Raw genomic sequence first — 11,122 nt, 5'->3', positions numbered from 1 at the left:
CCCTGCCGGGCGCACCCCAAAAAAAAAACGGTCTTATAACCCAAACAAAGGCTGAGACATTATCTGTCACAGCTAGGGGGCTATTCTCCAAGAACCGTGAAAGGAGAGTAGCCATGAATGTTGAGCAGTTACGCAGCATTTTTCCTGACGAGGCCAGTTGCCGGCAGTTCTTTGAATCCGTCATCTGGCCTGATGGCCCGATTTGCCCCCATTGTCAGGGGCGCAGGGCTTGGCGACTGAGCAGCGCTTCTGTTCGCTCCGGACTTCTGGAATGCGCGGATTGCCACCGGCAGTTCACGGTGACAACCCGCACGCCGTTTCATAGTACGAAGCTAAGCTTGTTGATCTGGATTCAGGTCATGTATTCGCTGATCTGTTCCAGCAAGGGCGCCTCCTCGGTTGCTATTGCCACCTGGGTCGGCATCTCCCAGAAAACAGCCTGGAAGATGATGCACGCCCTGCGGGCGCTGATGGCCGTTCACCAAAACCTGCTCCCCATGCTGGAGGGGATCGTCGAACTGGACGAAAAGTACTTGGGTGGCAAGCCCCGTTTTCAGTATGGGGTCAAACACAAACGCGGTCACGGCACTGCCAAGGCCTGTATTGCGACGACCGTTGAACGCCAAGGTCCGGTTAAGGCGCACATGATAGCCAATAATGCCGTCGCTGACTTGCAACCGTTCGTCGAAAGCGTTGTGGCCCCTTCAGCCCGCCTGATGAGCGACGAGCATGCGGCCTGTCGCATCATTGGCCGTGGCTTTGCCTCTCATGCCAGCGTCAGGCATGGGAGGCAAAGAGTTCGCTCGCGGCGAGGTTCACAGCAATGCCGCCGAATCGTTTCATGCGACCCTGGAACGGGCCAAGCAGGGCATTTATCACTATATGAGCCACCAGCATCTTCCGCTCTATACGGCCGAAGCCGCTTTTCATTGGAACCAGCGTGCGTTAGAGACACGGGTCCTTCAAAAAGGCAAGAACCAAGGGCAAGCAAAGACCTTTATGATAAGGTTGCCGATTCTGGAGCAATTCAGGAACCTGTTGAAACTGGCTCCATTATGTCAGGTACGGCGTACTGAAAATTCCGGCATCCGGATCTTCTCAACGACGTTACCTTTGTTTGGGTTATAGGACCGAAAAAAAAAGCCCGTCCACAAATGTTGTGGACGGGCTTTTAGCAAGGACAGGCGCCAACGGTGCCTGTCCCTTTTGATTTAAGGGGTGACCAGTTTCTTCAGCTCGGCGAGGAGAGAAGCAATACTGTCGCGCCCGGCAATGGTGCATTGTTCTTGAAGGACGGCGGCGAGAATCGCTTCGGTGGTCAGCGGATTGGCGAGCACCACGCGGAAGACCGTGATGGTGTCGCCCCGGTAGCGTTTCGGGGCAAGCCGGGTGCGCGAGACGAAGGAGATGCCGGCGGCGCGCTGGCGCTTCTGGATGGCCTCGGTGACCCGGTCGAGCAGGTGGTTAATCCGGCGGGCCAGTTCGTCTTCGGCATGGTCGAGGACCGCCTGCAGCCAGGCGGGGTTGTAGCGGTAGGTGAGGATGTTGAGCTCGGGGGCCGAAATCAGTTCAAAGTCGGGATGGGCCTCGATCCGCGCGGCAAAACCGCGGGCCTTCTCGATCCCCAGGTCCATCAGCAGTTCGTAGCCCTTGCGGCCGATGATCGAGAGGCCGGCATGTACCAGCATCGCCATGCCGGGGCGCGACCCTTCAAGGGTATGACTGCCCAGGTCCTTGGAGCCGCGGCGGATGATGTAGGCGGCGTGATGCTCGATGGAGGCCAGGGTAGCGGGATCCTTGAAAACGACCATGCCCGCCCCCATCGGTACATAGAGCTGTTTGTGGGCATCGATGGTGACCGAGTCGGCCCGTTCGATGCCGCGCAGCAGGCCCCGATAGGTTTTGGAGAAGAGGGTCGGCCCGCCCCAGGCGGCGTCCACGTGAAAGTGGCACCCCTGTTCGCCGGCCAGGTCGGCCATCGCTTCGAGCGGGTCGACGTTGCCGGTTTCGGTGGTGCCGGCAATCCCGACCAGCCCGAGGATGCGCATCCCTTCGCCGCTCAGGCGGCGGCAGTGTTCCCGCAGGCTCGGCATGTTGATCCGGTTGTTTTCGTCGGTCTCCACGGTGACCAGGTTGTCGCGCCCCACCCCCAGCAGATCGATCGCCTTGCCGAGGGAGTAATGCCCCCGGCGGGAGACCAGTACCGCCAGCCCGTTGCAGTCGAGATGCCTAAGGGCTTTCAGCAGCCCTTCCCTGGCGATCCCCCGGAAATCGCCCGAAGGGCCGCAGAGACGGTTGCGGGCGGCCCAGAGAGCGGTGATGTTGGCGATCGTCCCCCCCGAGCAGAAGGCGCCCAGGGCGTGCTGGCTGTCGTGAATCCACTGGCTGTAAAAGCCGTCGTCGCGGTTGTACACCAGGTGGTGGAGCATGGCCAGCACCTGCCGTTCCATCGGGGTGAACGCTTTGGATGTCTCGACCTTGACCAGGTTCTGGTTGAGGGCGATCATGATCCGCGAGAGCGGCTGCATGAAGTAGGGAACCGCCGAGGTCATGTGACCGATGAACCGCGGCGAGGCGGTGTGAACCGACTGGGCGACCAGCTTTTCTTTCAAAAACTCGGTGTAATCGGAAACGAAGGTCGGCTCTTCGGGGACATGGGAACTGGCGAAATCACCTTCGATCTCGCTGAGCTTGCGCTCTAAGGCGACCACGTGCTTCTGCAAAAAGTCGGCGACATTGCCGGTGATGGCCTGGTCGATGCTGCCGAGCGTGGAGTCGGGCGCTTCCGGGATGGTGAAAATCCGGTACAGATTTTCAAGGTTGGCCTGGGCGGCTTCTCGAGATCTGGGCATAGGTCAACGGCACATGGTGTGAATAGAGGTTGAGGTCCGTCGCCAAAACCGCACGGGCCTGTTTACACAGGGTCTTTAATAAGCTGCTCTCTTGTATACAGAAGCCCCGGACTCCTGTCAATCCAAACCCTGCCCGGCAAGACGGCAACCCCCTGGCGGCAGGCTGGTGACGAAACGAAAACGCCCTGGCGCGAACTACCGCTCATCCTCCCCCCAGACCTTGTCGATGAAACGATCGCGGCCCGAGTGGTGCCGGTAGAATTTATAGCGGATCGGGCTTTTCTTGTAGTAATCCTGATGGTACTCCTCGGCGGGATAAAAAGGCATCGCCGGCCGGATTTCGGTGACGATCGGCCCGTCGAAACGGCCAGAGGCGGCCAGCTGCTGCTTCGAGGCTTCGGCCAGTGCCCGCTGCTGCTCGTCGTGGTAGAAGATCGCGGTACGGTACTGGGCCCCCTCGTCGACGAACTGCCCCTCCGGGTCGGTCGGATCGATGTTGCGCCAGAAGACCTCGAGCAGCTGGGCGTAGCTGATCTTTACCGGATCGAACAGAACCTGGATGGCTTCCAGGTGGTGGGTGAAACCGGCGGATACGTCCTCATAGCTGGGATTTTCCTGGGAACCGCCGGTGTACCCCGAGGTGACCGAGACCACGCCAGCGAGTTTTTCAAAGGGGGGTTCCATACACCAGAAACAGCCCCCGGCAAAGGTCGCTTTTTGGTTTGCGGTCTGGACGTCATTCATCGCCGATCTCCCTTCGTCTGCCGCGGCCCCGGCCAGAACCGGGATCAGCAGCAGGGCCAGTACAAACAGAACGCCTCTCATGGTGGCACCTCCCGAGTTGTTCTCATTATACCGCGCATCGATCACGAAGGCAAAATCAACCCCGCACGAGCAACCCGCAGCCGAATCGGGGATCGATGTCCTCGACCGCCAGCCGGCAGAATTCCGCGTCCCAGAGATCGAGGCAATAGGAACCGAAGGCCCCGGCCTTGGGCGCTACGGTCTCGAGCCACTGCACCGTCTCCCACTTCAGGTCGGCGGCCAGCTTGCCGTCACGGCAGACCCGCCCGTGCAGCTCGGCCAGCTCGGCCTGGCCAATCGGCGCCGGCAGAAACTCGCGACCGAGAATCCGGTTGCCAAGGGCAGTGAGAAAAAAGTCGGAGAGGGCCAGGTCGTCGGCGCTGTCGGGAAAGCAACCGGACAGGTCGAGAGCCTGCGGGGCCGGCAGCTCGAAACCGAGACGGCCGTCGAACAGGCGCACCTGCACTTCGAGCCGCTCCAGCCATTCATCGGCCAGGCGCAGGTCGCGCAGACTGGCGAAGGGACGATCGCCGCCGCGGTTCTCTTCGGCAATCCCTTCGAAAAAGCGGGGTTTCTTGCCGGCCAGAGCGTCGACCATGGCGCGAAAGGGGCCGTCGAGATAGGGCCCGACCGGGGAAACCCTCACTTTCTCCGCCCGCAGCTTGAGCTCAAGGGTGAGGCTGAACCCGAGCCGGAACAGGCTTTCGAGATAAACCCTGTCGAGCAAGCCTGACGCTTTGAGCAGGTCGCCGCCACTGAGATGCTCTAACGCCAGGTTCAGGTAACGATAGACAGCTTCGGTCGCGCCCTGCATCTGCAGCACGTCGCCGACATCGACCCGGTCGGCGGTGACCACCTTGTTTACCAGGTAGGTCAGTTCCCAGGCGACTTCTTCGCGGATGCCGCCGGCCAGCACCTCGGCCAGCAGGTCTTTCGGCCGGGCTGCGGTGAGATAGAAACCCGGCGGTTCGACGCTTTCACCCGGCAGGATGCCGGCCTTGCGGTGCTGCTCGGGAACAAAGCCGGCCGGGTCGAGCCAGGCGTACACCGCCAGCGCCTCGAAAGGGTCGGGAAAGCCCCGGTCGAGCAGCCGCCCGCGGCGCGACTGGTAGACTTCTTCTTCGAGCAGCGACTCCTGCTCCCAGCGCACCGATTCGAGCAGGTGCTGATAAAACTCATGGTCGGCGCGCAGCAGAATATCGAGTACCGCGCCGATCAGCTTGGCGTTTTCGCCATCGCGGTATTCGATCGCGTAGCCGCCATCGCGCCGCATCGCTTCGATGCGCACGTCATCGTCGGCGATGTCCTCCGGGCCGGCCAGCACGTTGACGTGTTTCTTGACCAGCAGCACCAGCAGCTCAAAGTCGAGCTCGCGAAAGGCCTGAACAACCTTTTCTTCGCCCCCCTCGAAGAGCATCGTCAGCCAGTTCAGGGCGGTGGCACCGTCGAAGACGTCCCCCTGCCAGCAGTCGAGGTCGAGAAAGGCGGTGAACTGGCCCGCCTCGCTCATCAACACCAGTTCGGCCGAGTCTTCATTCCCCAGCTCCTTGATCAGCAGGTAGACCTCCTGTGCGGCCATCCGCTGCACCAGCGCCTCGGCGTCATCCGCCTCGATCAGCAGGTTGTATTTCTGGTGGCCGCTGACCCGGCGGATGATGTCGAGGCGTTCGCTGGCCGACAGCGCGTTGAATTCTTTGGGGGTGATGCGCCGCGGTTCGCGCAACAATTTCAAATGCCCTACCCTTTTTTCGGCGGGCAGTTCAATTCTGCTCATATAGGTAAACTCCTGTGGAATCGTTATTTTTGCGGAAAACGACTTTAATCCATCAAGGGGAAGAGGTCAAGGAGGGTGCCCTTTGCCTCAGATTTTCACCTGACGCCAGATGGCCACAACCTTGCCGATGGTCCGGGTTTGCGGATCGGGGCGGAAGGGGCTGTAGGATGAATTTTCCGCCGCCAGATAAACCTCATCGCCGCGCAGGCGATACCGGCGCAGAATCACTTCGCCCCAGCGGTTGGTCACCAGCACAATGTCTTTATTGTCAACCTCTGCATTGGCCTGAAAAATAACCAGATCTCCGTCCACAATGGTCGGAGCCATAAAGTCCCCCTCAAAACGGATAGCATAAAAATCGTCCTTAACACCTGGAAAAGCAACATAACTCTCTACTTCAGAGGGATGAACAACAGGAAAGTCCGAAGAAATTTTTCGCAGAAGAGGAATCCCTCCCACCCCAGACGCCTTGTCAGATAGTGTCAAGTGCATCTCACCACGCCCGGCACACAGCCAATCCTGATTTATCCGGTACAATTGGCACAGTGCGATTATCAAAGTATCGGATGGAGTTTTTTTCCCATTTTCCAGCGCGCTCAAAAACCCTTGAACAATTCCGAGGGAATCCGCAAAAGCCTTTTGAGTCAAACCGGTCGAGTAACGAAGCTGTTTAATGCGCGAACCGGTATCTCTATCGTATTTTCCAGTCGCCACCATAATATCTCTCCGTGATATAATATCTTCAGGCAATCTTTTAGATTGACCAGCAAAAGCTCTTCTGAAAGAATGGACTTACACATTCTTGCTCAAGGCACAGAAAAAAGTTAGCACAAGAGGCTTTCCGGATCAACCGAATAAATCTCTCAGAGATATTTTGCAGCAAGGAGGTCGTATGGGCCGCAGAAACTGGCAACTCATGGAAATCAGCCGCAGAATCAAGAACGACCCGGAAGCCGGCCTGCTGCTGGACAGATTCCTGAATGCCTGCTTCGACAGTGTTCCACCGCCAGACTGGGCACCGGTCAAAGCCGACACGCCGGAACCGCAGGAGAATAGCGAACGCCTCTCGACAACCCTGAACCAACTCAACCTTTACTTGAAAACCCATGCCCTTCTACCAGAGGGGATACAGCCCCCCTGCGATATCGAATTGGACGAATGGGCAGAAAATATCACGATGCAGATCCTGACCAACGGGGTCTATTGATATCTCGCAAAGCAAACAGCCACCGACAGAGCCGAACCAGGTTCGCTTACTATCACTTTCTTCAGACCCTGCCCGCCCGTGCGATTCGGACAGCCCCCCCGACCGGAGTGACGCCTGTTTTTTCTGCAGGCCGGGCAAATATAAACAAAAAAAGACACCCGAAGGTGTCTTTTTTAAAACCGGTTACCGGCTGGAAATCAGCTGGTAGGCACGGACGGGATTGAACCGTCGACCCCTACCGTGTCAAGGTAGTGCTCTCCCACTGAGCTACGTGCCTATGCAAGCGGCGGAAAGATACCTGTATCGCGCTGGCATGTCAAGGTCTTTTTCCGCATCAAGCGGAAATCCGCCTGCGCGCGGACACGCCGACAACCGCTTGGCGGATCTGGCTGATCGGTGCCGGCTTGCGCAGAACGGGCAGTCTCTGCTCGGCAATAAAGTTGCGTACCTCGGGCTTGTGGCTGGCGGTCAGAAAGACGAATCGCTCTTTCAGGCGGGAGTCCAGGCGAATGGCCTCCTGGTACATCTCGACCCCGTTCATGACCGGCATTTCGACATCCACCACGATCACGTCAAAAACCCCCTCCTCGAGCCGCTTCAGCCCCTCCTGCCCGTTCGATGCAATTTCTACCCTGGCTTGCCCGAGCAGGACATTTTTGACCAGGAAGGCCAGCGCCGGATCATCCTCGACAACCAGCACTCTTAAAGCACCCAGGGAAGGGAGCCTTTGTATTTTTTCCAGCACCTGCCGGCCGTAGGGAAAAGTCGACAGGTACTCTTCGATGCCTTTAAGGTGATTTTCAATCTCGGCCAGGGCCGAGCGGTACTCCGGACTGCTCCCCTTGAGGACATTCATCGCATACAGAAAGATGCCGTTCCATTCGGAAAATTCAATATCGGCAATCAGCGCCGCCATCTCTTCCCGAGACACGCCGCCGGCAGCAATCTTCTGCATCGCGCCGTCCAGGGCGCTGACGACGACCTGCCGTGTTTCCCCGTCGATGGTCGTGGCGATCTCTTCCACCTTGAGCAGGCCACGCCCGGCAAAAGCCGCCCGGAGCATCTGCGCGTGCCGCATTTCCTCTTCGGCCAGGGCATTCAAAAACTGAGAGAAAGTCGGATCGTCGGCAAAGCCCCCGGACGCCCGGCGATAGCTCTCGGCCGCCTTTTCCTCGACCTGGCAGAGCCACTCCACGATCTTATCCATAGCACCTCCATGCCCGAACCGATTTTATATCAGCAAAAGACGATTACGCATCCTCATCGAAAAAGTGGTCAAGCGTCGCAACCAGGGCCAGATCGGGTTCGGAAATGCTGGTAAACATGACCCCCATGCCAAAGGCCGGGCCACGTGCAGGGACGCCGCCGGAAATCGACCAGACCACCCTGGCCTCGACCTGCATCGTTCTGCCGCCGGACACCCCGATGGTCATGGGATATGTCTGCCCCAGCGGCAGCGGGGGATCCATCTCCACAAACATCCCTCCCTGCGAAATATTGCGGGTCACCCCCTGCCGTAAACCGCCGGGGGTACCTATCGCCACCGCCCATTGAACCGGAAACCGGGGGGCACCGCGTGCGCCCTCAGCGTCAACCGGGACAGCCAGCTTCTGCATTTGCTGAAGACGCCCCCCGGCCAGTCGCCGCCAGGCGACCCAGAACAGAAAAAAGACAACGGCTACCAGCAGGACATAAAGGGGGGGACGCAGCATGAACTTCCTTAACAGGGAATGAATGATTTGATTTAGCCAAACATAATGAATAGATATACACCAATCACGAAAAGCTTCCAAGCATAAATTCCCCTCGCCGCCGGGTTTCGCTTAGGACCAAAAAAAAGAGGCAGGGACCGGTCACGGTCGCCTGCCTTAAGGGGAGAGGAGGGAGGAGCGTTATTTCTTGACGAAAGTGGTCTGTTCGTTACAGGTGGGGCATTTTTTAGGTTTGCAGCGGCCTTCTTTTTCGTAACCGCATTTTTCACAATTCCAGAGCGCCATTGGTGCCTCCTTCAAGCAACAGGATATTGGGGATCTTTTTAGTCACATTTTACATGGACACGGGATCCTGTCAACAGTTTTCTCCGGCTCTTGCCCTTACCGCACTCCCCTGAGCATAGCGGTCGCCAGCAGGGCCCAGCCGGCGAGAAAAGCCAGGCCTCCCAGCGGCGTTACCGCTCCCAGCCAGCGGATGCCGCTGACGGCGAGCAGGTACAGGCTGCCGGAAAAAAGCAGGGTCCCGGCAGCCAGCAGCCAACCGGACCAGCGAACCGGCGCGGAGTCGGGCAGCAGATGAGCGATCAGGCCGACCAGCACCAGTCCCACGGCGTGCACCAGGTGGTACAGCACCGCCGTCTGGTAGACTTCGAACAACGGGGCACTCAGCCGGCCCTTGAGGCCATGGGCACCGAAGGCACCGAGCCCGACCGCGAGCATGGCGCTCAGGCTGCCGGCAGCGACGAAGAGTCTGAACATGGCATCCTCCATGGCACAGCGTGCCTCAGGGGTTGTAGCGGTAGCCGACCCCGTGCACGGTGAGAATAATCTCGGGGGCGGCCGGATCCTGCTCTATTTTTTTGCGCAGCTGGGCGATGTGCTGGTCGAGGGTCCGGGTCGTCCCCAGGTAGTCGATCCCCCAGACCAGGTTGAGCAGGTCGTTGCGGCTGAGCACCTCGCCGGGATGCCGGCAGAAGGCGTCGATCAGCTTGAGCTCACGGGCGGTCAGGCTGAAGGCCCGTGATGAAAGTCGCCCCTGGTAGCTCTTGCGGTCGATTTCAGCCGCGCCGAAAAGAAAGGTTTCCGGCAACTCAGCCGCGCCCGCGGATTCCGGCCGGCAGCGCCGCAGCAGGGCGGCGATGCGGGCCCGCAGTTCGTGCAGCCCGAAGGGCTTGGTGACATAATCGTCGGCGCCAAGCTCGAGCCCGACCACCTTGTCGATCTCCTCCCCCTTGGCGGTGAGCATGATGATGGGAACCCGGGTGTCGTGCCGGCGGATCTCCCGGCAGACGTCGAAACCGCTCTTTTCGGGCATCATGATATCGAGCAGCACCAGGTCGATGCCGCCTTCGGCGAAAACCCGCAGCGCCGCCGCGCCGTCGCCGACCGCGCTGACCCGGTAGCCCTCGCCCTCCAGGGTGTCCACCAGCCCCTCCCGCAGATTGGCTTCGTCCTCGGCGATTAGAATTCGAATCGTTTTCATCCTGCGCCCTTCCCATCGCAGGGCAGCAGGATTTCAAAACAACATCCCCCGCCCGGCCGTTCGCTGCACGTCAGGTCGCCGCCCATATCACGCAGCAGCTGGCGGGCGATACTGAGGCCGAGGCCGCTGCCGGGCTGATGGGTAGTGAGCGAATCGTCGACCCGGTGAAATTTTTCAAATATCCGCTGGCGCTGAGCCGGAGGCACCCCGGGGCCACGGTCGAGCACGCGGATGCGGCAGCCTTTGCCGTCCCGGAGCAGCTCCACTTCGAGTTCTGGGCTGCGGGCGGCATATTTGAGCGCATTATCGATCAGGTTGAGCACCGCCTGTTCAAAGGCGTCGCGATCCGCATGCACAACACAGAGCTCGCCGGGGATCTTCCGAACCAGGCTCATCCCGGCCCCTTCGATACGCATCGCCTGGGAATCGAGCACCCCGTGCAGGGTTTCGCCCAGGTCGAACTCGGCCAGCGAATAGGTCTTGCGCCCCTGCTCCAACCGGCCGAAATCGAGCACGTTGTTGACCAGTCGGGATAGCCGCTGGCTCTCGTCCACGATCACCTTCAGATAGCGGCCGCGCTTCGCCGGATCAAGGATACGCCCTTCGCCCAGCAGTTCGGCATACATGCGGATGGTGGTCAGCGGTGTCTTGAGCTCATGCGACACGTTGGCGACAAAGGAGGTCTTGCGCCGGGCGTCGGTCAGGTTGCGCCAGGCCTGCCAGAGCAGAAGCGACCCGCCGAACAGGATCGCCGCCACGAACGCACCGACCACCAGCGTGGAGAGGATCAGGAAGCTGTCTCCTTCGGCCTGCCCGAGAGGACCCTGCGGGGCATAGACCGCCACCTGCCAGTGCGGCAACGCCGAGCCGACAGGGAGGGAGACGACACTGGCGGTTTCGGCGGTGATCGTCCCGGCACCGCTCTGGTGAAATATCTCGCCGTTGCCGTCCACCAAGGCGTAAACCTCCCCGGCCGGAGGGACTGCCGGCAGGGTGCCCGACAGGCGGGAGAGGAGCGCCATGGTCTCGATCTCGACGCCGTAACGCTGAAGGCCTGCGGGCGACTCGATCCAGCCGAGCAGGTAAAACCGGTTTTCCCAGAACCAGGGGAGCCAGCCTCCAGGCGCGGCCGCCGGCGCCGGGGCGGCAGCGGCCGCCTCCATATCGGCGGCCAGCATCGGTTTGGCCTGGGTCAGCTCCCGCAGTTCGCGGCGGGCCGAGAAGAGGGACTCGGCGACATCGGCGACCGGGGCCGGCCCCGGATCGGGAACCGGCGGATTCCAGGACATG

At 60.2% G+C, this 11,122-nt stretch carries 12 protein-coding genes, 1 tRNA gene and 1 pseudogene; 3 read left to right on the top strand and 11 right to left on the bottom strand.

The annotated features are described in order from the left end of the window. Positions 1-113 precede the first annotated feature (113 nt). A pseudogene (locus ABYV89_RS09955) lies at positions 114-746 on the top strand (IS1595 family transposase); the annotation flags it as partial. Continuing rightward, positions 730-1,128, top strand: coding sequence for a transposase (locus ABYV89_RS09950; RefSeq protein WP_432822801.1), 399 nt, complete (start codon positions 730-732; stop codon positions 1,126-1,128). The pseudogene ABYV89_RS09955 and the gene ABYV89_RS09950, both read left to right, overlap by 17 nt. A gap of 83 nt (positions 1,129-1,211) precedes the next feature. Here ABYV89_RS09950 and panP read toward each other — a convergent pair whose 3' ends face one another. From panP to ABYV89_RS09930, 4 genes are all read right to left on the bottom strand, one after another. Further along, on the bottom strand, positions 1,212-2,852 hold the full coding sequence (gene panP / locus ABYV89_RS09945; protein ID WP_432822800.1) for a pyridoxal-dependent aspartate 1-decarboxylase PanP: 1,641 nt from the start codon (positions 2,850-2,852) through the stop codon (positions 1,212-1,214). 195 nt (positions 2,853-3,047) lie between these two features. Further along, positions 3,048-3,677 (bottom strand): peptide-methionine (S)-S-oxide reductase MsrA, encoded by a 630-nt coding sequence (gene msrA, locus ABYV89_RS09940; RefSeq protein ID WP_432822799.1) that lies wholly within the window; start codon positions 3,675-3,677, stop codon positions 3,048-3,050. 55 nt (positions 3,678-3,732) lie between these two features. After that, on the bottom strand, positions 3,733-5,430 hold the full coding sequence (locus ABYV89_RS09935; RefSeq protein ID WP_432822798.1) for a DUF6178 family protein: 1,698 nt from the start codon (positions 5,428-5,430) through the stop codon (positions 3,733-3,735). Positions 5,431-5,517: 87 nt separating this feature from the next. After that, positions 5,518-6,147: a LexA family protein gene (locus ABYV89_RS09930; protein ID WP_432822797.1), complete on the bottom strand. Its 630-nt coding sequence runs from the start codon at positions 6,145-6,147 to the stop codon at positions 5,518-5,520. A 175-nt stretch (positions 6,148-6,322) separates the two neighbouring features. Here ABYV89_RS09930 and ABYV89_RS09925 point away from each other — a divergent pair, with 175 nt between their 5' ends. After that, complete coding sequence (locus tag ABYV89_RS09925) at positions 6,323-6,637, top strand: hypothetical protein (RefSeq protein WP_432822796.1); 315 nt, start codon at positions 6,323-6,325, stop codon at positions 6,635-6,637. Positions 6,638-6,839: 202 nt separating this feature from the next. Here ABYV89_RS09925 and ABYV89_RS09920 read toward each other — a convergent pair. From ABYV89_RS09920 to ABYV89_RS09890, 7 genes are all read right to left on the bottom strand, one after another. Continuing rightward, a tRNA-Val gene (locus ABYV89_RS09920) sits at positions 6,840-6,914 on the bottom strand. 57 nt (positions 6,915-6,971) lie between these two features. Next, a complete protein-coding gene (locus ABYV89_RS09915) occupies positions 6,972-7,844 on the bottom strand; it encodes a response regulator (protein ID WP_432822795.1) in 873 nt (290 codons plus the stop codon). Positions 7,845-7,887: 43 nt separating this feature from the next. Continuing rightward, a complete protein-coding gene (locus ABYV89_RS09910) occupies positions 7,888-8,349 on the bottom strand; it encodes a PilZ domain-containing protein (protein WP_432822794.1) in 462 nt (153 codons plus the stop codon). A 180-nt stretch (positions 8,350-8,529) separates the two neighbouring features. Next, the gene (locus ABYV89_RS09905) at positions 8,530-8,634 is read right to left on the bottom strand and encodes an RCKP-type rubredoxin-like domain-containing protein (RefSeq protein WP_432822793.1); all 105 of its coding nucleotides are present in this window, start codon (positions 8,632-8,634) and stop codon (positions 8,530-8,532) included. 96 nt (positions 8,635-8,730) lie between these two features. Continuing rightward, positions 8,731-9,108, bottom strand: coding sequence for a DUF423 domain-containing protein (locus ABYV89_RS09900; RefSeq protein WP_432822792.1), 378 nt, complete (start codon positions 9,106-9,108; stop codon positions 8,731-8,733). Positions 9,109-9,133: 25 nt separating this feature from the next. After that, entirely contained in the window at positions 9,134-9,832 is a 699-nt protein-coding gene (locus ABYV89_RS09895) for a response regulator transcription factor (RefSeq protein ID WP_432822791.1), read from the bottom strand. Beyond that, positions 9,829-11,122 (bottom strand): sensor histidine kinase (locus tag ABYV89_RS09890; protein WP_432822790.1); only part of this gene is annotated, 1,294 nt, incomplete at its 5' end. The genes ABYV89_RS09890 and ABYV89_RS09895, both read right to left, overlap by 4 nt.

Source organism: Trichloromonas sp. (genome assembly GCF_041583255.1).
Taxonomy (GTDB): domain Bacteria; phylum Desulfobacterota; class Desulfuromonadia; order Desulfuromonadales; family Trichloromonadaceae; genus Trichloromonas.
This window is presented reverse-complemented; position numbering and strand designations above follow the sequence as displayed.

Excerpts from the sequence above, each read along its gene's own strand:
- ABYV89_RS09950 (WP_432822801.1), top strand. The coding sequence starts at position 730 with ATGCGGCCTGTCGCATCATTGGCCGTGGCTTTGCCTCTCATGCCAGCG.
- panP (WP_432822800.1), bottom strand. The coding sequence starts at position 2,852 with ATGCCCAGATCTCGAGAAGCCGCCCAGGCCAACCTTGAAAATCTGTAC.
- msrA (WP_432822799.1), bottom strand. The coding sequence starts at position 3,677 with ATGAGAGGCGTTCTGTTTGTACTGGCCCTGCTGCTGATCCCGGTTCTG.
- ABYV89_RS09935 (WP_432822798.1), bottom strand. The coding sequence starts at position 5,430 with ATGAGCAGAATTGAACTGCCCGCCGAAAAAAGGGTAGGGCATTTGAAA.
- ABYV89_RS09930 (WP_432822797.1), bottom strand. The coding sequence starts at position 6,147 with ATGGTGGCGACTGGAAAATACGATAGAGATACCGGTTCGCGCATTAAA.
- ABYV89_RS09925 (WP_432822796.1), top strand. The coding sequence starts at position 6,323 with ATGGGCCGCAGAAACTGGCAACTCATGGAAATCAGCCGCAGAATCAAG.
- ABYV89_RS09915 (WP_432822795.1), bottom strand. The coding sequence starts at position 7,844 with ATGGATAAGATCGTGGAGTGGCTCTGCCAGGTCGAGGAAAAGGCGGCC.
- ABYV89_RS09910 (WP_432822794.1), bottom strand. The coding sequence starts at position 8,349 with ATGCTGCGTCCCCCCCTTTATGTCCTGCTGGTAGCCGTTGTCTTTTTT.
- ABYV89_RS09905 (WP_432822793.1), bottom strand. The coding sequence starts at position 8,634 with ATGGCGCTCTGGAATTGTGAAAAATGCGGTTACGAAAAAGAAGGCCGC.
- ABYV89_RS09900 (WP_432822792.1), bottom strand. The coding sequence starts at position 9,108 with ATGTTCAGACTCTTCGTCGCTGCCGGCAGCCTGAGCGCCATGCTCGCG.
- ABYV89_RS09895 (WP_432822791.1), bottom strand. The coding sequence starts at position 9,832 with ATGAAAACGATTCGAATTCTAATCGCCGAGGACGAAGCCAATCTGCGG.